Raw genomic sequence first — 21,608 nt, forward strand, 5'->3', positions numbered from 1 at the left:
CTCTGAGAGGCGCAGTTGACGCCGCTCCCTCGGCCACCCATGTTCCCCAACTGCCGTGCGCGTTCGGACAGCGCTCCAATCACCACCCGCTCGACCCACACAGACAGGAGCCCCCCTGCCCTTTCCCCGCCTGTCACGCGCCTGCTATGTGGCTCTATTCAGCTGTGTTGTGGTCGCCTGCGGTGGAGGCGGCGGCTCCAATAGTAGCGGCTCCACCGGCGTCACCACGCCCGTGGACAACTCCGTCGGCCGCGTTGACGTTGCGCCAACAGCTCCCATCACACTGCAATCCGGCGCCACCGCCACCCTCAGCGCCTCCGCGTTTACGCGTGACGGTCGCTCGGTCAGCTCCGCGTCATTCAGCTGGGTTTCGTCCAATGACGCCGTCGCCAGCGTCAACGGTGGCGTGATCACCGCAAAACTCGTCGGCACGGCAAGCATCACGGCCACCAGCGGGAGCGTGTCGTCCTCCGCCGTCACCGTCACCGTGACGCCGGGAGCGGCGGCGCAGTTGGGGGTGCGCACGCAGCCCAGTGGTGCTGCCTCCGCCGTCGCTCTCACAGTGCAGCCTGTAATTGAAGTGCGGGACGCCGCGGGCAATCTCGTTTCAACCGCCAGCACGGCTGTGACCGTCGCAGTCGCGAGCGGCGGCGGTACACTCGCGGGAACCGTCACGGCAACCACCGTGGCAGGGGTCGCGAGCTATACCGACCTCGTCATCACCGGACTCGTCGGTGCACGCACCCTGCAGTTCAGTGCTGCAGGGCTGAGCACCGCCACGTCGAACAGCTTTACGCTCACCGCCGGCGCGGCATCCAAACTCAGCATCCGCACCCAACCGGTGGCCGGCACGGCCTACGCGGTGTTCCCCACTCCGCCCGTTCTGGAAATTCAAGACGCCGCCGGAAATCTGACTGCCTCAACTGCCACGGTCACCGCCACCATCGCCTCCGGCGGCGGCACACTCTCCGGCGCGAGCGTCAACTCTGCGAGCGGCGTTTCCACCTTTAGCGCACTCACCGTACTCGGCACCGCAGGCGCGCGCACCCTCACCTTCTCGAGCGCTGGGCTGCCCGCCGTCACCAGCGTGAGCTTCAACGTCGCTGTCGCACCGCCCGCCATTATCAAACTGTCCAGCGACATCTCGGCGCTCTCCGCATCACTCGGTTCCAATCCCGCCGTCGCCACGGTGAGCGTCACCAACACGGGAGTCTTTCCGCTTACCAACCTCCGGGTGCAAAGCGTCACGTATACGCCCGCGTCTCCCGCCGGTTGGCTTGCGACGTCGTTCGCCACGGGCACCGACGCGCCGGCCTCGCTGCGCCTCACCGTCACCGCCGCGTCGCTCACCATCGGCAGCTATTCCGCTGCCGTCGTGCTCGCGGGCGATGGTGCCACCGCCACCAAAACGCTGACCGTGAATCTCACCGTCACGCCGCTCGTGGTGAACAGCTTTGGAACATCAGCGAACCGCGTCAGCATCCTCGCGCCCGGTGCCACGTTATCGCCGGGACTGCAAACCACGCTGAATGGCGCCGTCTCTACCCCCGATTCCACCGTTACCTACATCTCACGCAGCACCGCTATCGCCACCGTCAATTCCACGGGGCGCATCACCGCCGTCGCACCTGGCCAAGGGTGGATTGTGGCGTCCAGCACGCAGTCCAACAGCGACTCCGTTTTGGTCATCGTTCCGCGTACGTCGGGCGTCGTACTGCGCACCGACATGACCAAGTACAACTATAGAATAGGCGATACCATCACCGTCAAAGTGATTGCCGACACGCGCGGTGCCACACTCGGCGCTGCCACGGTCACCTTCACCTGGCCAGTGTACATCGGCTCCGCTGGAACATTCGGATCGCTGGTATTTATTGACGCGGTCGCCGGCGCGAGTCCAATGAGCCCGCTGATCAGCACGGACAACACGCTCAACGTCATCCGCATCAATGCCAACTCCACTGCCGGCGCCACGGGCGTAGTGGAACTCGCGACCATCCGTTTTCGCATAATCAAATCCGGGCTGAACACCTTCTACGTTAACGGCGTGGAACTGCTCGGCATCGATCTCAGCGATCTGCTCACGACGGCGTCCCTCACCCAGTATCCGGTGCTCGTGCCATGACCCTCTCGATCGCTCTCCGGCGGGGGCTCACTCCCCTGTTCGTCGCCGCGCTCGCCACGCTCAGCGCATGCCACAGCTCGGCCGATCTCGTCACACACGCCAGCGCGCTCGCGCCACGCGCGCTCACGCCGCGCGTGCTCGTGGCGCAAACGGGCAACTCCGCCGTCATCACGCTCTCACTCGACGCGCGTGGCGACGTGGGCACCCTCGGCAGCTTCACGGGGCGATTCACCTACGATCCCGCAGTGCTCACCTTTGTAGAAGAAGTGCCACTCAGCGACGGCACGCTCCGCGCGAGCAACCCTGCACTCGGCTCCATCCGTTTTGCAGGAGCGGCGCGCGCCGGCGTCAACATCGCGCAGCTGGCTTCGTATCGCTTCACTGTGCTCAACGCCAATAAACTCGCCGAGCTTCGATTTGAGCTTGACGAAGTGCACGATATTGGCCGCGCGAATCTTGCCACGTACGTGCGCCACGGTGACGGCACCACGGTGTTCAAGTGAGACGCGCACTCGTGTTCGCACTGGTGCTCGTCGTACCAGCCTGCGCCTCGGCGCGCGCATCAGTTTCGTCCATGGCCGCGCGCCCGCGCCTCACCGCGCTCGCGCCGAGTGAGGTGCAGTTGTCCGCTGCCTCGAATGCGGAAATCGAGTTGCGTGGGAGCAACTTCAGCATGCGCACCGACGCACCGGCCAACACCGTGCGCATTGGTGCTCTCGAACTACGCTCCGTTCCGAGCAGCGCGAACGGCACCGTGATTCGCGTCACCCTGCCGGAAACGGTACCGACCGGTGGCGAAGCTCCGCCGGTACGCTGGATGTCGGGACGCTACGCCGTGACCGTCACAACGGCCGCTGGAATCTCCGACACCCTCATACTGACCATCGCTGCCGGCCCGAGGAATCCATGAGCCATTCTTCAGAGCGCCCAGTGCTGAGCGCGGCCATGCAGGCGAGCGTTCGAGTGACGACCGCACTCTTCGTACTCGTGACTGCCGCCACGCTGCACGCACAGCGCGCAACAGAACACGAGGGCTCCGACTTTCAGCGGCAGCGCCAAGCGTGGTACGAGTCGCAGCGTGCGTGGCCAGCCGCGGAGGTGAACTGGGAGGCGATTCTCGCCGCCAAGCTCCGCGTCACCTCACGCTCCACCGGATTCAGCGCGCTCTCCAATGCGCTCAGCGGCAGCTGGGTTCCACTGGGCCCCAATGGCTTTTTCGGCGTCGGCTACTGGGACTCGGGCCCGCAACTCGACGCCGGCCGAGTGGATGTGGTGGCGTTGCATCCCACGGTGGCGGGGACGATGCTCATTGCCTCGCCCGCCGGCGGCATTTGGGGTTCAACATCGAATGGCATGAGTTGGACGGCGCGCACCGACAATCAGTGCACGCTTCAGATGAGCACGCTCACGTACGATCCGGTGAACCCGAATCTCGTGTATGCTGGCGCGGCGTACTCGAGCGGCGCGGTGGGCTGCGCCATTCTGCGTTCCGTGGACGGGGGCAGCACGTGGAGCAACCACAACGGCAACTTGAATTTCACTGCGTATAACGGTGGGTTCATCAACGCGTTGTATGTGGACGCGGGCTCGGCTGGCACCACCAATGCCACGACGATGATGTTCTCATTTAGCCAAAGCGGTATTTATCGGTCCACCAACAGCGGCAGCACGTGGTCTCATCCGCTCGCGTTCGGCTACGTCACATCGATTATCGGACTCGCCGCGCAGCCCGGCGTCGTGTTTGCTGGCGTGTCGGACCGCGCGACCACTACATCCACGCGCAGCGGGCTCTACCGCTCGGCGGACAATGGACTCACGTGGACGCAGGTTTCCACCACCATCGATTTTTCGTCCACCGGCCGTTTTCAACTGGCGGTGTCGGCGGCCGATCCCAACGCGGTGTTTGTGATTGCGGCGAGCAAGAGCTCTACGTTCCAGTCGGTCAGCCGGTATGACGACGCCAGCGGAGCGTTCGCCACGGTGAGTGCCAGCGGTCTCGATCTCTCCGCCAACGGCCGAACGCACTTTGGAACGCAGGGCACCTACGATCTCGACATTAAGGTGGATCCGCTCGACGCCAAGCGAATCTATATCGCTGGCGTGCGCGCGTTCCGGAGCACGGACGGCGGCGTGACCTTTGCTCCGATGGCCACGGAAATTCACTGCGACTGGCACGCGATTGTGATTGATCCGCGCAACCCGCGGCAACTCTGGGCCGGCACCGATGGCGGCATCTACACCTCGAACGACGGCGGCGACAGCTGGACGAGCCGGAGCTCCGGGCTCGCCATCTCCATGTACTACCCCGGCATCTCGCTGCACCCCACCGACCCCTACGTGGTGCTCGGCGGCCTGCAAGACAACGGCACGCTGCTCGCCAACGGCACCACGATCTTCAACTCCATTATGGGTGGCGATGGCGGCTTTGCGGCCATTCATCCCACGTCGCCGACCACGCTCTGGACCACGTGTCAGTGGAGCAGCGGGCCATGTATCCAGAAGCGTGTGCCCTCTGGCACCGGCTATTTGTATCCAAATGTTGAGGCGGGAATTTCTACGTCCGACCGTGCGCAGTTTATTCCGCCGCTGGTCATGGATCCGGTAAATCCCTCCAAGTTGTACTTCGGCACGATGCGTCTGTATCAGACGGTGAATGCCGGCACGGTGTGGACGGCGCTGACCCCAGATCTCAGCAAGGGCACCGGCAGCATCAAGACGATCGCCGTGGCGCCCTCTGACACGCTCACGCTGTACGTGGGTACGAGCGACGGCAATGTGCAGTACTCGCACGACGGTGGCCGCACCTTTGCGTTGGCCACGGGGCTACCCAACCGCGCGGTCACTCGGGTGGCCATTGATCGCACGAACGCGCAGCGCGCTTTGGCGACGTTCAGCGGTAGCGGTGCGGCCCACGTGTATCTCACCGTCGACGGCGGCGTGACCTGGACGAACATCAGCGGGAATCTGGTGGATATGCCGGTGAACGCCGGCGTGATTCTCGACGATGGTCCGCTGCACTTTTTTATTGGCGCCGACGTTGGCGTCTTTGAAACCACCGACGGCGGCCTGACGTGGAGCAACACGCCCTCGGGGCTCCCCAACGTGCAGGTGAACGATATTGTATACAACCCCACCACGCGTCGGATAGTGGTGGCCACCTTTGGTCGCGGCCTTTTCACTTACAATTTGGCTACCGCCACCGCCGTGCTACGCGGCGATGTCAATCGCGATGGTGTGGTGAACGCGTTTGATGCGTTGCTGATTCAGCAGGCGGTGTTGGGGATTTCGCTCCCGTCGCCATACACATCGCTGCCGCATGGCGACACCAACTGCAATAACACACTCGAAGCAGCGGATGTGTTGATTGCGCTGCGCGCGGCCGTTGGGCTCACCACGGCGGGGAGTTGTGCGGGGACTATTCGCTAGGCGTTGGCGGCATCCCCAGTCGCTTGCGTTCCGGGGTCTGGCGTTGCCTTCCACTCCGCCACCAACCGCCTGAACGTTCCATCAGCATGCGTAAAGAACCGCTTGAATGACTCACAAAAGTAACTGACCCCCGCGCCAGCCCCCGCACCCACTCGGTCCTTGGGGCACCCGCCCTGACAATAGCTCCGCCACTGGCAACTCAAGCAGGGCGCCGGCTGATGCTTCTTCTTGAGCCCAAAAGCCTGCTGCGCCTCGCTGTTCAGCATCGCCGACAGCGATCCGTCGAGCACACTCCCCAAGCGATGCTCCGGATTCACATAGAAGTCACAGCTGAACAGCTCCCCCGTGTGCTCCACCACGAGATAGGTGCCGCACTCCTCGAGCAGCGTGCAATCGCGTGGCGCCAATCCCGCATACGCGTACAGCAACGACTCAAAAAAGCGCACCGACGTCGTCGGCTTGCCCTCCACAAAGTCGGCTATCCATAAATCGAAGATCGCGCAGAGAAACTCACCGTACGCATCCGCCGGCACCGAGTGCGCCGCTATCCCATTGGGCGCGTTCGCATCGCGGTCGCAGCAGGGTATGAACTGCATGTACGCGAGGCCAGCATCCTTTAAGTAAGTGTAGATCTCCTCAGGATGCTGCACCGAATAATCGGTGACCACCGACAGCGAGTTCACCGACACCCCCGCGTCGAGCAACAGCTGCGCGCGGTCACTCACCGTCTGCCAAGTGCCCTTCCCGCCGAGGTTCACCCGGTACCGGTTGTGCACATGCTCGGGACCGTCGAGTGAGAGCCCCACCAAAAAGTGGTACTTCGCCAAAAATGTAGCCCACGACGGATCGAGCTTGATGCCATTGGTCTGCAGCGCATTGCTCACCCGCTGCCCGCGACCAAACTGCATCTCGTACGCCACCGCCTGCTCAAAGAACGGCAGCCCCATCAACGTGGGCTCCCCACCCTGCCAGCTGAACGACACCGACTCCTCTGGCTGCGCGAGCAGCTGCCGCACCGTCGCCGCGAGCACCGCGTCCGACATCCGGTGCACCGGCGTCTCCGGAAACAGCTGCGACGTGCCGAGATAAAAGCAGTACCGGCACCCGATGTTGCAATCGGGGCCCGCGGGCTTGATCAGCACATTCGTGAGTGGCTTCGTCATGGTCTAAAAAACAACGGCGTGGAATCACGCTCCACGCCGTTGCCTCCCGTTGTCATGAAGTCGTGGCGAGCCCGAACAGATTGCGCTTCAAACTGTCCTCCCACCGCGCCATCGTGGCATGGTAATCGCGCACCTTGTCGGGATACCGCCCCGCGAGATTGTAGGCTTCGCCAGGGTCGGTCTTCAGATTAAACAAGAGCGGAAGTGGACCGGTGGTCTGCCGCGCCAACCATCCGAGCTTCTGGTTCACCGGCATCGGCCACACATAGTGATTGACTTTCCGAATGAACTTCCAGTCGCCCGCCCGCATGCCCTCGAGCGTTCCCTGATGATAAAAATACAACTCGCGCGGCGCCGCAGGCTCGGCGGGATGCTTCATCTGATTCACCAATGACACACCGTCAATCGTGCGGTCCGACGGCGTGTGAATTCCCGCCAGCGAGAGTAGCGTCGGAAATACATCAATATTCATCGCCAGCGTGTCGCACACCTGGCCACGCGGAATTACGCCGTCCCAGCGCATGATCATCGGCACACGATGCCCACCTTCAAAACTCTGTCCCTTCCGTCCGCGGAATCCGGCGGGGCTCCCGTCATACCACGGGCCGTTGTCGCTCGTAAAAAGAATGATCGTGTTCTTGTCCTGCCCACTCTTCTTGAGCGTCTCCATCAAGCGACCAAAGTTCCAGTCAATCTCCTGAATAGAGTCGCCATAGAGTCCGCCGTCTGACGTATCCTTGAACTGCGCCGACGCCGCAAGCGGACGGTGCGGATACGTGTGCGCCAAATACAAGAAGAACGGCGTGTCCTTGCTGCTCTCCACAATCTTCACCGCCTCATCCGTGTAGAGGCGCGTCAACTTGGTACGGTCGGTGATATCGGCTTCAATCGTCTCGCGGTCTCGGTACAACGGAAACGGGCTCATGTCATTGCTGTGCGGCACGCCATAGAAACTCTGGAAGCCATGCTCCAGCGGATGAAAGCGCGGCGCCGTTTTGAAATCGCCGAGGTGCCACTTGCCGATCATGGCCGTGCGATAGCCACGCCGCTGCAGCGCTTCGCCAATCGTCACCTCAAAGGCATCGAGCCCTTCAGCGCCGACCTCTGAATCCATGTCCATGAGACCGACGGCGCCGGTCACAAAGCCGAGTTGATTCAGCAGCTTGATCTTGAGACTCGTCGTACTCGGCATCAGCGGAAAATCGAGCCGCATCCGCTTGGGGTAACGTCCCGTGAGCAGTCCCGCGCGCGACGGTGTGCACACCGAGTCGCAGGCGTGAAAGTCGGTGAAGCGCACGCCCTGCGCCGCCATCGCATCGATGTTTGGCGTCTTCACTGCCCCGCTGCCGTAGCAGCCGAGATCGCCGTAGCCGAGGTCGTCGCAGTTGACGAGAATCACATTGGGCGGCCGCCCCGTGAAGGCAGGGTCGAGCCCGACGATGTCCCCAATCGCGCGCTTCGCCGGAAAGGGCACCGGCTTCTCTTTCATGAAATAGCAGCTGCCTGCCGCGAGGCCTACGCCGCCAACCGCGACGCCGCCAAGGAAGTTTCTGCGAGAGATGGGGGACATGACTGATTGGTAAAGGTTCAATCCAACGTGATAAAGTATGGAGCCGCGGGGAACCGCCCGCCACAGTACGACGTGAGATCCAACAAGCTGAGATTCCCCAAGCCCACCGAGCATCACAAAACGTCTACGACTCGGGATACCCCGTAATCGCCTGAATCTCGTGGTACATCGGGAGTAACTGCTTATACATCGTGAGATACACCTTGCGGTACAACTGCTCGTAAATCGCCTGGTTTTTCGGAATCGGCATAAAGAGCTCGCGCACACGGGTCATCGCGCCGACCGCCGTATTGAAGTCGGGATACAATTTCATCCCCACCGCGGCAATAATGGCCGCGCCGAGCACCGAGGTCTCACTTGTGTGCGGCCGCCGCACGGGGAGCCCAAAGACGTCGGCCGTGATTTGCATAATTGCGTCGCTCTTGGAGCCGCCACCGGTGGCACGAATCTCCGTGATCGCCACACGGTTCTTCTTCTGCGTCAGCTCCGCGCCTTCCTTGAGCGCGTACGCGAGCCCTTCGATAATTGAGCGATACAGATGCGCGCGCGTGTGCACATCGCCAAAGCCTATCACTGCACCCTTGGCGTTCGCGCTATGCTCCGGCCCTGGCGTCCAGTGCGGCTGACACATCAACCCCATGCTACCGGCCGGTACGGCTTGCAGCAGTTTCTCCATCAGCTCTTCGGGTGCCACATCCTGCTCGCGTGCCTGAAGCCGCTCCTGCAACCCAAACTCTTCCTTGAACCACGACACCATCCACAGGCCACGCACCACGCCAACCTCGGAATAGAACTGGCCGGGAATCGCCGATGGATATGGCGGCAGTAGCGGGCGCAGCTCTACGTATTTCTCGTTTTGCGTATTGATCGTGGCCGTCGTCCCAAAGCTGATGCACCCTTGATCTGGCGTCATACAGCCCGCGCCAAGAATGTCGCACGCCTTGTCATTGGAGGCGGCTATCAAGGGCAACCCCACCGGAATGCCACTGGCCGCGGCCGCCGCCTCGTGAACTGCACCCAGCGACTCGCTGGGCTGCACTAACTCGGGCAGCTTCTCCACTTCCACAGGGAAGAGCTTCCACTTGAGGTCCCACCGCCCCGCCCAACCGCCGCGGCGCACATCAAATGGTACGGCCCCAATGACGCTCCCCACCGAATCACGAAACTCCCCCGTGAGCCGATGGGTGAGATAGCCGGAAAGAAAGAGAAACTTGTGTGTCTGCTTCCACAGCTCGGGCTCGTTCTGCCGCAGCCAGTTGGACCGCGAATAGCGCGCCGCAAACTCCACAAACCGATGCAGCCCCGCCGCCTTCAACAGCGGCACCAGCACCGGCGGAATCACCTTGCTCGCGTCCGCCTTGCGCGTATCGAGCCAGACTATTGCTGGTCGCAGCGGCTTTCCCTCGCGGTCCACACTAATCAGCGTCATGCGTTGCGTGGTGAGCGTCACCGCCACCACCCGCTCACGGACGCTCTGCTCCGCCAACACCTCGTGGCACACCGCACACAACGTGCTCCAATACAGTTCGGGATCCTGCTCCGCCCACCCCGGCTTCGCGGAGAAGTAGGGCTCAATCGCCTGCTTCACCAAGCGATGCACGCCGCCCTGCAAATCCACCAGCGCCGCGCGCACCGACTGCGTGCCCACGTCAATCGAGAGAATCAGCTTGCCCGTGGCGTCTTTCATTCGCCCCTCGCGTTGCGATGGCACCTGTCGACAATCACGCGGCTACACCGTGGGGTCGAGCGAATCGAGGCTCAACGTGCCGCCAGGATTCATAACGTTGTGCGGATCAAAGTGCCGCTTTAGAGCCCGCAACACGTCCACCTGCGCCTTGCCAAGGTGCTGCTCCATCCAGGGCGCAAAGAGCCGCCCCACACCGTGGTGATGACTCACCGAGCCCCCGTGCTCCACAATCTTGCTCACCACGCCGGAGCGGAACTTAAAGAACTCCTGTTCATTCTTGGGCTTCATCATAAAGATGAAATAGAGGTTCGTCCCCTCAGGATAAAAGTGCGAGGCGTGTGTCAAGCAGCAGGTGCCCGGCCGCGCCTTTACAAACTCACGCACGCTCCGGTGCAGATGATGCACGTTGTCCCAACTCACACCGGTCTCGAGTGTATCAATGATGATGCCGTAGTCGAGCAGATCGTCGCGCAGATGCACGTCGGAATAGCGGCCATGCTCCCACTGCTTGGTGGCGTAGCTCGTGAGGGAGATTGCCCCGTTGGCTCGTGCAATGCGCGCCGCCTGCTGTCGCACATGCACCGCGAAGCCGCGCTCCCCTTCGACCGTTCCAATACACAAACAACGTTGCATCGGCTGCATGCCGCGAAACCGAAGGTAGCGGTCGAGCCACCCGCCACTAAACCCTTTGAGTTTGAGCCCATTCTCGGTTTCTTCAGGGTCCGAAATCCGCAGCACCGCCGGCATGCCGAACTCTCCCTGCACCATCTGCCGCGTCGCAGTGACCGCGCTTTCCCACGAGGGGAACATAAATGCAAAGCGCTGCCGATTCTCCGGCCGATGATGAAAGATCTTCATCGTGACTTCCACCAGAATCCCAAACGCTCCTTCGTTGCCCTTGAGAATGTCGTTCACCTTGGGGCCAGTCGCCGTGCCAGGGATATCGCTCGTCTTGATTGTGCCAGCGGGGGTCACGTACTCCTGACTGTGCACAATGTCGTAGGCATCGCCGTAGTAGGTGGATGCCTGCCCCGATCCCAACGCCGCCACCCATCCGCCCACCGAGGCGAGCTCAAAAGACTGCGGAAAATGCCCACCCGTGTACGGCACGCGCGTACCGAACCGCTCAGGTGCGGCATTGAGCGCGGCTTCGTAGTCGGGCCCCATCATTCCGGGCTGCACCACGCACGTCTTATTGAGTTCGTTAATCGCCACGATCTTATTCATATGCGTGCGCATCACCACCGCCACACCACCTCGGTCGGCCTGTGTGCCGAGTACCACACCGGAGCCCGCGCCAAAGGTGATGATGGCAATGCGATGCGTGTGGCAGTACGCGACAATTTGCTGCACGTCCGCTTTGTTCCGCGGATGCAACACGAGATCGGGCACCTTGCGCACAATATTGTGGCGTAAGCTGAGGTTTTCGTCGAGCGACTTGCCGTGACTGAACTTCACACGGCTGTAGTCGTCCATCGCAACATTTTCCTCGCCGACCATCGCGCGAAAGTCGGCAATCTGCGCCGCCGTCAACGTAATCGGCTGCTCAACACGCACCGGCTCGTCGCCGCCGGGCTGACGCACACGGAAGTCGTCATCCGTCATTCCGAATTCGCTCTTGAACAGTTCAAACCACGCCGTGTTGGGGTGCTTGAACTGCTTGGGATCGTACTTGAAGATCGACCGGTAGGAGCCCGCAGCGGGCACATCCTCTCTCCAGTCGGGCTGGAACGCTCCGCTGTCTTTCAACGGCACTCTCCGGTGATCGGTCATTGCGGCACCCGCAGCGCTTCCTTTGCCAACGTCATCTCCTGCACTCGGCGCGCGTCATCCCACCCAAGCTCGCGCGCCATCAGCGCCGCCACTCGGCTCGTCACATCGTCCCCCGGGTACCCGAGGGTGCCGAGCCCCGTGCGGCGGAGCAGCACGTCGAGCAGGGTGTGCGCCATCTCCTTGCGCACCGCGTAAACAACTTGCGCCGCAATCTCACCATCGGCGTTGAGCGGTTCGGCCAGCGCCGCGTCGTGACGCGCTAAATCGAGCACCTGCTGAACGTCGTTGCCGTAGTGCCGTCCGAGCCAGTCGAGCGTGCTCGCCGCAAAACCGCCTGGCGTACGAGCCACGTCGGCGAGAAAGCGGTCCATGTTCTCAATCTTGCAGCCATCCAGATATCGGTGCGCAGTTCTGCATTCGCCCAACGAACGGCCGAGTTTTTTCGAAACCGTCTGGAGCACCTGCTCCGCAAGATTGCGACTGGTGGTGTACTTGCCACCCACCACCGTAATCAACCCCTCAATCCCTTGCTCGGCGTTGTCGCAGATTTCATATTTGCGCGACGACTGCCGCGTGCCGCGCTGCGAGTCATCCACCAGTGGGCGGAGGCCACCATAGGCGTACACCACATCTTCGTAGCGGAGTGGCGTGGCCAGCCTGTCGCTGACGTCGGTGAGCAGTTCGTCGATCGCCGCTCGCGTCACCGTGTAGTCGTCCGGATTGCCGTGGTACGCACTGTCCGTGAGGCCGATGAGCGTATGCCCGCGCCACGGAATGAGGAACACCGGATTCCCCCGCCGCGACGAACAGGCCACCATATGCTCACCCACCAGCGCGCGCGTGATGAGGTGAATCCCCTCGGAGCAGCGCACCTTCGTGCTGACGCTACTGCCATCGGTGACGGTGTTCAGCAGGATGTCGGCCCAAGGGCCGGTGCAGTTCACCACGAGCTTCGCGCGAATCTCAAGCTCACGACCATAAATCAGATCGCGCACCCGCACCCCTTCCACACGATTCCCCTCAGCGCGCAGAAAGCCGTCAACCTGGGTGTAGTTCGCCACGTGCGCCCCGGCGCGCACCGCTGACCGCACAAAGGCCAGCGTCAGTCGCTCGGGGCAGAGACTCTGACAGTCGTAAAAGACCGTGCCCCCGTGTAGCCCGCGCCCGTCGATCTCCGGCGCGAGCCGCTGCACGTCCGGCACGCTGAGCATTTTGTGGTTGGGTAACCGCTTACGGCGGTCCCACGTGGAGCGCTTATCGTACGACAACAGATCGTACAGAAACATCCCCACTTTGATCTTCCAGCGTTCGGAGTCGGGCCGATCGTCGTAGAGCGGCACCAGTACCGGCTGCGGATACACAAAGTTCGGCGCGATGTTCGAGAGCGTCTTTCGCTCACGGAGCGATTCGCGCACTAAGCCAAACTCATAGTTGGCGAGGTAGCGCGAGCCGCCATGAATGAGTTTGGACGTGGCTGCCGACGTGGCGCCCCCAAAATCCTGACGTTCCACCAGCGCCACCGAGAGCCCCCGCAACGCCGCATCGTACGCGACCGCGGCGCCGGTGATCCCACCACCGACGATCACGAGGTCGTACGCCCCGACTGTTTCCCGCTCAACGAACCGCTCCATGGATTAGCCGATGCTCCCGCGCGCGACGCCCGTCATGTCGCGCGCCGCGTCGACTTCGCCTTCGGCGTCATCTTCGACGGCAGCTTCGGCTTCGGCGTCAACTTCGCCTTCGCCTTCAGCTTCGGCGTCAACTTCGCCTTCGACTTCGGCTGCGGCTCAATCGCCTTGAGCGACTGGACCTCAGCAAACGCCAGCACCTCCGCCATCACGCGCCTCGCCTTAGACCCATCCTGCTTTTCGATAGCCGCGCAAATATCGCGGTGAAATTTCATCGAGCGACGCCGATTGGCCTCATCGATGAAGTAGGGCTCAATCGCATCGCGCGTGAACTGCGTAAAGGCATTGATCAACAGCACGGCGAGCACATTACCACTCGCCCGCGCAATAATGTTGTGCACTCGCCAATCGCGCTCGGCGAGCGGCATGTCGTCGTGCGCAAAGACGGTGTCTTGCAGCTCATCGAGATCGCGCGCACTCCGGTGCGCGGCAGCATCAGCGCTCATCTCCGGCAGCAGGAGCCGGCGCAACTGATGCAGATTCATGAACACCGGCATATTCGCCTGACCATCGAGCACCAGGAGGTGCCGCGCCAGTTCGAGTCCGCCGCTCTCGAGGTAGTTGCGCACAAACACACCACTGCCGTGTTTGATCTCAATCAGCCCCATACTCTCGAGCTTATGCAACGCCTCGCGCACGGTGGTGCGATTCACCCCCAGCTGTTCGGCCAATACCCGCTCCGGCGGCAGCGCCGCGCCGGGTGGCAGGTCACCGCTGATAATGCGGTCCTTGATCTGCTCCATGATTTCCTCATGGAGCCGGGTCTTGGTCAGGGGACGCAACGCACGCGGGGTGGCACGCATAGAGCAGTCGCATCCTGAGAGGCAGGTGGTCGAGTGAACGGATGGTCCAACCAATTAGTACGGAATGGGAGCCGAGCGGTCAAGAGTCCTCGGACCACGGGCATGGCTCGTCGCGGACGCCGTCCGATGGGGCGTTTCGGCATAACAACCCCTGCTGCGGTTGTTGACCGCCACGCCGAACGGAGGGTGACCAAGCAGGACATTCTGTCCATTCTATTCTGATTACTGGATTAATGGCGCAAGTGAGGGGCATATTATACACTATCCCTTTCTCGTGTCACGAGCCGCGCCGGATTCCCAGCAGGCATCGCCCTTGCCACTATGCCGAGAGAGGGCATGCGCTGAAGATCCCCGTTCCGAGTGAGGGGGAGTCCGGATGCCGCCCCGCATCAAAAAAGCTGATCGCCCCGCATCGGGCGCCGCCGAGCATCGCCCGATGACCTCGCCGCGGCCGGCCCCCGCGCGTCCACACGCCATGGCCGGCAGCTGGAGCTGGGATGTCCCCACCGGTGCGCTCACCTGGTCGCCGGAGCTCTTCGAGCTTTTCGGCATCCTCCCCGATGGGGATGACGCCTCTTTCAAAGCGTGGCGTAGTATCCTCCATCCCGATGATGCGGAACAGACGGAGCGGAGTTTAGCGATAGCCCTCAGTACCCACACCGCACTCATCTGCGACTATCGCGTCGTGCTGCCGGACGGCAGCGACCGGTGGATCAACGTCGTGGGATCGGGCGTGTACGACCACGACGGTACCCCCCTTCGCATGATCGGGCTCTGCCTCGACATTACCGAGCGTAAGCTGGCGGAGGAGGAACGGCACATTCGCGAAGCGCACGACCGTGGCTTTGCGAGGGCCGCCTCCGATGCCATCATCTCCATGGACCTCGATGGCGATGTCATTGGCTGGAACAATGCCGCCGAAATCACCTTCGGCCGCTCCGAAGCGGAGATGCTGGGAAAACCCTTCTCGTTCCTCATCCCTGAACGGTTCCGGAAGCAGCACCGTGCGGGCCTCGCCCGAGTCCGTGCTGGAGGCGCGCGCCACGTCGTTGGGCGAGTCGTGGAACTCGCCGCGCTACGCCACGACGGCGTCGAGATCCCCATCGAACTCTCGCTCTCCACGTGGGACGGACCGAGCGGACCTTGCTTCACCGCGATCATGCGCGACATCAGCGATCGCAAACGGGCGGAGCAAGCGCTGCATTACAGCGAACTCAAACTGCGCACCGTCATCGAAAATCTGCCGGTCACTGGCGTGGTGCTGACCGACAGCGCAGGTCAGATCATAGAAGCGAACCGCACCGCCGTGAACATTCTAGGCTTGAGTCATTCCGATACCGTCGCGCGATCGCTTGACGCGCCTGAGTGGATGATCATTCGCCCCGATGGAACGCCCATGCTCTCAGCGGAATTCGCGAGTGTCCGTGCGCTCCGCGAGCAACAGCCGATCGACGACATCGAGATGGGAATCATCCGTCCCGACGGTGAGGTGCGCTGGATCCTCACCTCCGCCATACCAATTCCCGTCGATGGGTTCGGTGTCTCTATCGTCTTCAACGACATCACGGAACGCAAACAGGCGCAGCGCGTGCTGTTGGAGCGCGAAACGAGGCTCCGCAATTGGTTCCAGCTTCCACTCGTTGGTATCTGCATCACCTCGCCCACCAAAGGGTGGCTCGAAGTCAACGACCACCTCTGCACCATGCTCGGCCGCAGTCGCACCGAGCTGGAGAGTCTGACCTGGGCGGATCTCACCTATCCCCCAGACCTGGCCCTCGATGAGACACACTTTAAACAAGTGTTGCGTGGAGAAATCGAAGACTACTCGATTGAGAAACGCTTTGTCCGTAAGGACGGAATACTCTTGCCAGTGGATCTCTCCGTCCGCTGCGTGCGGCTCCCCGACGGGTCGGTGGACTACTTGATCGCGTTGCTACAAGACATCAGCAAGCGCAAACAAGCCCAGGCCGAGGCGCAGGAATCCGCAGGGTTCTACGCTGGTATTTTTGAGACGAGTCACGCCGTACAACTCCTCGTCGATCAGTCGACGGGGCGCATCATCGCCGCCAATCCTGCGGCAGCGGATTTCTATGGGTATCCGCTTCACGCGCTGATCGGGCTTCCGCTCACCGACCTCACCATGCGCGGCGCCGCCGAGCAGAAGGAGAGACTCGATGCAGCCGCGCGGTCTGGAGGGTCCGATTTCGAAATGCAGCACCGCCTCGCGAATGGCACCGTGCGTGATGTGTGGGTTTACAGCAGCCTTGTGAAAACACTCCAGCGCCCCGTGCTCCACGCGTTCGTCGTCGACATCACCGAACGAAAACAGGCAGAGGCGGGCGCCGCGCTCCTCCAGGCCAAGCTGCAGCAGGCCCAACGTTTGGAGTCCATTGGCCTCTTAGCCGGCGGCATTGCCCACGATTTCAATAACATGCTGGCCGTCATCCTCGGAACAGTCGAACTGGCCAGCAGCCGTGTCGATCCAGCGCACCCGCTCCATAGCGATCTCCTCGATATTCAGAGCGCCGCCACTCGCTCCGCCGACCTCACCCGAAAACTCCTGAGCTACGCGCGCAAACAAACCATCGCGCCCGCCGCCCTTGACCTCAACGTGGTCGTGCCTCGGACAACCAGCATCCTCCAACGGCTGATCGGCGAGGACATCCTTCTCCGATGGGAGCTGGGAGAGGAACTGTGGATCATTAAGATGGATTCCTCCCAACTGGACCAGATATTAGCCAATCTGTGCGTCAACGCACGACACGCCATCGCCGACGTCGGCACCGTGACGATCGCCACCGCCAACGTGGTCATCGACGAGCACTTCTGCGCCGCGCACGCCGACGCAGATCCGGGTGAGTACGTGCGGCTTTCCGTGCGTGACACAGGACACGGGATGGATGCCTCCACCCTAGCCCACATATTCGAACCCTTCTTCTCGACAAAAGATGTGGGGACAGGCACCGGCCTAGGATTAGCAACGGTATACGGCGCCGTCCGTCAGAACCACGGCTTCATTACAGTCGCCAGTGAAAGAGGGCACGGCACCACATTCGATATTTACCTGCCACGGCATGACGGATCAGCCGCTACGCTACAAGACGCACGCTCGGTCGCCGTGCAGCACAACACCGAAACCATCCTGGTGGTGGAGAACGAGGCCGCGGTGCGACGGATCGTCGTCGCGACGCTCCAACGGCAGGGATACCGCGTGCTCGCGGCGGAGAGCGGTGCCGAAGCCATTCGCGTGGCAGAGGAGCGCGTCGGTGAAATCGACCTCCTCCTGACGGACGTGGTCATGCCCGGCATGAATGGCCGCGTGCTCGCCACCACGCTTCGGTCCACGAACCCCACGCTCCCCGTAATCTTGATGTCCGGATTCGCGGCCGGCGTGCTCGGCGGCCGTGGCGTAGAGATGGACGAGGTGGACTTTATCGAAAAACCGTTCGCTCCCGGAGCCTTGGAAGCGAAAGTGCGGAAGCTGCTGGATCGCGCGTAGCGCCTGACAACAACGCTGCCTCACTGACGGTCGCGATTCGTACCCTGCCGTGCGTCTACTGAAAGAGTGCGTCGCGTAGCTCCGTCTTCCACGCACCGGTCGGGTGGCTGTAAATACCAAATCCACTGGCGAGTTCCCAGTAGGCCCACGTCATGCCGCGCGCTTCCATCGCATCCCGCGAGGCGCGCGAATACGTAACCCGCGACGCGTACGGGCCCTTCTCGTAAGAGCCGAACTCGCCAACCCAGAGTGGTCGGCCCGAGCTGGTCCGCCATGCCACGGCGATGTCGAGCGGTGCCGTCATCTGCGCGAGTTGCGCCACCGTACAGCAGGTGACCACGGGACTGTCGGCCAGCCCGACCCACGCCGCGCCCTGATGCGTAAACGCAAAGGGCTCGTAGTTGTGAATCGTCACGATGAGTCGCTGGTCCGTGGCAGGGAGCACGAGGCTCGCCAGCGAACCGGCGTGGTTCCATTTACCTGGGCCGACCACGACGTATCGCGTCGGGTCAATCGCTCGCACGACGGCCAACGTTTTGGCGAGGAGCACGTTCCAACGATCGTTGGTCAGCAGCCCGTGCGGTTCGTTGTATACCTCAAAGAGCACGGCAGCGGGCTGGTCGCGATAGCGCGTCGCAATCTGCTGCCACATCGCGACGAACCGCTCCTCCAGCACCGCACTGTCAACCGCGAACTCTCCCGGATCCAGCGCGTCGCCGTCGAGTTGGTGGTGGTGGTGCATGTCGATGACGATGTGCAACCCACGCGCACGTGCCGCGGCCACCGCATAGTCCACGCGGGCAAAAAAGGCCGCGTCAATCGTGTACGGGCTCCTCGCTAATGCGTGGTTGCTCCAACGCACAGGCAGCCGGATCGTCGCAGCGCCCACCGTACGAACGGCATCAAAGAGATCCTCTGTCAGGGAGACCCCCCACACCCCTTCGTTCGGCGCGTCGAGAATATTGCCGAAGTTCACACCGCGCCCAAGCGACCGCGCGACTGCGGCAGCGTCGGGGCTGCTACTGCTCCCGGACACAGCCTCCGTCGGAGTGTGAGCGCCAGCGCACGCCAACAATGCGAGAGAGACCGAAACGGCGAGAACCAACGACGCACGAGTGTTGTGCTGCACCAACGAAGTATGGCGCCACCGCTGCCACGGGGCAATCAAGCAAAACGAAACAAGCGGACATCACAGAGTGGTGATGTCCGCTTGCTCGTGTACGATATAGCACCGACACTACTACGCTAAGCCAAACCGACTGATGTGCTGATAGATCGGAGCGTACCTATTGAGAACTCAGCCGCACTCGCTGAAGCCACACACATGGCACTTTACGCACCCTTCAGCAAACTCCAACTGCGAGCCGCAGTCCGGGCAGGTGCCAATAAAGGCATCGCCACTGTTCACCGACTCAAACATCGCCTCCTGCTGCAACGCGCCCGTCACCTGACGCGAGAGCACCGGCTGTGACACCGACGAATCAGCAGACGGCGAGTTAGACGGCGCCGCGAGCAACTCCTGCTGCACACCCTGCTTGGCGCGCTGCCACTCTTCAATGGCCAAGCCAACGGCGTCCGGCATGGAGAGAATCTTGTTCGGTCCGAGCCCAACCGCGCGATCCGACGAAATGCCGCGCAGCTGACGGTGGATTTCCGACATCGGAATCCCCGAGCGCAGTCCGAGCGAGAGCAAGCGACCGAGTGCTTCCGCGTCGGCCATGGCACTGCCGCCGGCCTTGCCGAGCGAGATGAACACTTCAAAGGGCTGCCCCTTCTCGTCTTCGGTGATGTTCACAAACATCACGCCGAGCGGGGTCTGCTTCCGAATGGTGGTGCCGCGCAGGAGGTCGGGGCGCGAGCGCTTCTGACGACGCTGCAAGTTCTCCGCCTCGGCGTCGAACAACAGCTTCTTCAGACGATCGTTCTCCGCCGCCGCTTCTGCGAGCTGACCGGCGAGTTCGCCAATCTCACGCTTGCTCTCCGCGCCAGCCGCGCCGCCCACACGCTCGGCCTTGGCCGTCTCGGTGGCGCCGGTGCTGAGCACCTGGCCGTCACGCGAACCGTCGCGGTACACCGTGACACCCTTACAGTTGGCCTTCCAGGCCATTTCATAGATCGCGCGCACGTCGTCCTGCGTGGCCGTGTGCGCAAAGTTCGTGGTCTTGCTGATGGCGCTGTCGCAGTGTTCCTGGAACGCCGCCTGCATTTTGATATGCCATTCCGGAGCAATCGCATTGGCGGTGACGAACACGCGCTGCCACTTGGCCGGCACTTCGGCGTGGTTCACGTGGCCCGTCTTGGCAATGCGCTCCATGAGGTCCGTGCTGTACCAGCCTTCGCTCTTGGCAATGGCCACGAAATCTTCATTCACATCCGGCATCATCACGCCGGCCTGATTGCGCATAAAGGCCACAGCGAAGAGCGGCTCGAGCCCCGACGAGCACCCCGCGATGATCGAGATCGTTCCAGTAGGAGCAACGGTCGTGACGTTGCAGTTACGCAACATCTGCATCGGGCGAATGCGGGCGCCCGACTCATCACGCGCGCAGGAGTTGTCGGGACCCCAGATGCTCTGCGCCCACTCTGGGAAGGCGCCGCGCTCCTTGGCCAACCGCTCGCTCTCCTTCTTCCCTTCCACATCCAAGAACTCCATCACCTGCTTACCGAACGCCACCCCTTCCGGCGTGTCGTACGCAATGCCGAGGCGAATAAGCGCGTCGGCAAAACCCATCACGCCAATGCCAATGCGACGAATGCGCTTGGCGAGGGCGTCGATTTCCGGAAGCGGATACTTGTTGACATCAATGATGTTGTCGAGGAAGTGCGAGCTGAGATGGATGTCTGCCGCGAGGGCATTCCAGTTCATCGCGCCATGCTCGACGTAGTTGCCGATGTTCACCGACCCAAGGTTGCACACATCGTACGGGAGCAACGGCTGCTCACCGCAGGGGTTGGTGGCTTCGTAGGCACCGAGGTGCGGCACCGGGTTGTAGCGATTGGCTTCGTCAATGAAGAACACCCCCGGCTCGCCCGTCCGCCAAGCGCCCAGGATCATCTTGTCCCACACATCGTTCGCCTTGAGGCTCCCCACCACCTGCTTGGTGCCCGGATCGATGAGGTCATACTCGGCGTTGGCCTCGAGCGCGCGCATGAAGGCGTCGGTGATGCCAACGGAGATATTAAAGTTCACGACCTTGGTGAGGTCTTCTTTGCACGCGATGAACTCGAGCACGTCCGGGTGATCGACACGGAGAATGCCCATGTTCGCGCCACGACGCGTGCCACCCTGCTTTACGGCGTCGGTGCTGGCGTCATACAGATTCATGAAGCTCACCGGGCCGCTCGCCACGCCGGTGGTGGAACGCACCATCGAGCCCTTGCCGCGCAGACGCGAGAAGCTGAACCCCGTGCCGCCGCCGCTCTGGTGAATGAGCGCCATCGAACGCAGCGTGTCGTAAATGCCGTCGCGACCATTGCTCAACGCATCGCCCACCGGCAACACAAAGCAGGCCGACAGCTGGCCGAGCGGACGCCCCGCGTTCATCAGCGTGGGCGAGTTCGGCTCAAAGCGACGCTGCGTCATCAATTCATAGAATTGATTCGCAATCTTGTTGACCGCCTCGTCGCTCGCCCCATAGCGACGATCCGCCTCAGCCACGACAGTCGCCACACGCCAGAACATATCCTCCGGTGTCTCCACCGAACGGCCAGTCTTGTCCTTGACGAGATACCGCTTCTCGAGCACCGTGCGGGCGTTCTGAGACAGCGTGGCGGGCGTCGACGGGGGGGTAACCGGCAGCGGCATTGCGAACATCTCCCAAAAGTTATGAGCGAACCTGAGCGGCGATCGAAGCCTGACTAGATAGACCCAGCC

The 21,608-nt window shown here is 62.2% G+C and carries 13 protein-coding genes; 5 read left to right on the top strand and 8 right to left on the bottom strand.

All coding sequences use genetic code 11. The features are described from left to right. Positions 1-148: 148 nt before the first annotated feature. Genes NTZ43_01365 through NTZ43_01380 form a run of 4 tightly spaced genes read left to right on the top strand, consistent with a single transcriptional unit; the run spans position 149 to position 5,551 of the window. The gene (locus NTZ43_01365) at positions 149-2,125 is read left to right on the top strand and encodes an Ig-like domain-containing protein (GenBank protein MCX5765860.1); all 1,977 of its coding nucleotides are present in this window, start codon (positions 149-151) and stop codon (positions 2,123-2,125) included. After that, on the top strand, positions 2,122-2,628 hold the full coding sequence (locus tag NTZ43_01370; GenBank protein ID MCX5765861.1) for a hypothetical protein: 507 nt from the start codon (positions 2,122-2,124) through the stop codon (positions 2,626-2,628). Before NTZ43_01365 ends, NTZ43_01370 begins: the two co-directional genes overlap by 4 nt. Beyond that, complete coding sequence (locus NTZ43_01375) at positions 2,625-3,035, top strand: hypothetical protein (protein MCX5765862.1); 411 nt, start codon at positions 2,625-2,627, stop codon at positions 3,033-3,035. Before NTZ43_01370 ends, NTZ43_01375 begins: the two co-directional genes overlap by 4 nt. Further along, positions 3,032-5,551 carry a dockerin type I domain-containing protein gene (locus NTZ43_01380; protein ID MCX5765863.1) on the top strand — a complete coding sequence of 840 codons (2,520 nt, stop codon included), beginning with the start codon at positions 3,032-3,034 and terminating at the stop codon, positions 5,549-5,551. The genes NTZ43_01375 and NTZ43_01380 overlap by 4 nt, the downstream gene beginning before the upstream one ends. Here the strand turns inward: NTZ43_01380 and NTZ43_01385 are convergent. The 6 genes from NTZ43_01385 to NTZ43_01410 form a co-directional block, all read right to left on the bottom strand. Beyond that, positions 5,548-6,714, bottom strand: coding sequence for an anaerobic sulfatase maturase (locus NTZ43_01385; protein MCX5765864.1), 1,167 nt, complete (start codon positions 6,712-6,714; stop codon positions 5,548-5,550). The genes NTZ43_01380 and NTZ43_01385 overlap by 4 nt on opposite strands. 52 nt (positions 6,715-6,766) lie before the next feature. After that, positions 6,767-8,284: a sulfatase gene (locus NTZ43_01390; GenBank protein MCX5765865.1), complete on the bottom strand. Its 1,518-nt coding sequence runs from the start codon at positions 8,282-8,284 to the stop codon at positions 6,767-6,769. Positions 8,285-8,408: 124 nt separating this feature from the next. Next, complete coding sequence (locus tag NTZ43_01395) at positions 8,409-9,971, bottom strand: FGGY-family carbohydrate kinase (protein MCX5765866.1); 1,563 nt, start codon at positions 9,969-9,971, stop codon at positions 8,409-8,411. A 42-nt stretch (positions 9,972-10,013) separates the two neighbouring features. After that, positions 10,014-11,720 (bottom strand): FAD-binding oxidoreductase, encoded by a 1,707-nt coding sequence (locus tag NTZ43_01400; GenBank protein MCX5765867.1) that lies wholly within the window; start codon positions 11,718-11,720, stop codon positions 10,014-10,016. A gap of 20 nt (positions 11,721-11,740) precedes the next feature. Next, a complete protein-coding gene (locus NTZ43_01405) occupies positions 11,741-13,375 on the bottom strand; it encodes a glycerol-3-phosphate dehydrogenase/oxidase (protein MCX5765868.1) in 1,635 nt (544 codons plus the stop codon). Positions 13,376-13,407: 32 nt separating this feature from the next. After that, positions 13,408-14,235: a FadR/GntR family transcriptional regulator gene (locus NTZ43_01410; protein MCX5765869.1), complete on the bottom strand. Its 828-nt coding sequence runs from the start codon at positions 14,233-14,235 to the stop codon at positions 13,408-13,410. A gap of 376 nt (positions 14,236-14,611) precedes the next feature. Here NTZ43_01410 and NTZ43_01415 point away from each other — a divergent pair, with 376 nt between their 5' ends. Then, positions 14,612-17,734 (top strand): PAS domain S-box protein, encoded by a 3,123-nt coding sequence (locus tag NTZ43_01415; GenBank protein MCX5765870.1) that lies wholly within the window; start codon positions 14,612-14,614, stop codon positions 17,732-17,734. Positions 17,735-17,789: 55 nt separating this feature from the next. Here NTZ43_01415 and NTZ43_01420 read toward each other — a convergent pair whose 3' ends face one another. Continuing rightward, positions 17,790-18,770 carry a glycoside hydrolase family 5 protein gene (locus NTZ43_01420; protein ID MCX5765871.1) on the bottom strand — a complete coding sequence of 327 codons (981 nt, stop codon included), beginning with the start codon at positions 18,768-18,770 and terminating at the stop codon, positions 17,790-17,792. Positions 18,771-19,031: 261 nt separating this feature from the next. After that, the gene (locus NTZ43_01425) at positions 19,032-21,539 is read right to left on the bottom strand and encodes a vitamin B12-dependent ribonucleotide reductase (GenBank protein MCX5765872.1); all 2,508 of its coding nucleotides are present in this window, start codon (positions 21,537-21,539) and stop codon (positions 19,032-19,034) included. Between the last annotated feature and the right edge of the window lie 69 nt (positions 21,540-21,608).

Source organism: Gemmatimonadota bacterium (assembly GCA_026387915.1).
Classification (GTDB): domain Bacteria; phylum Gemmatimonadota; class Gemmatimonadetes; order Gemmatimonadales; family Gemmatimonadaceae; genus Fen-1231.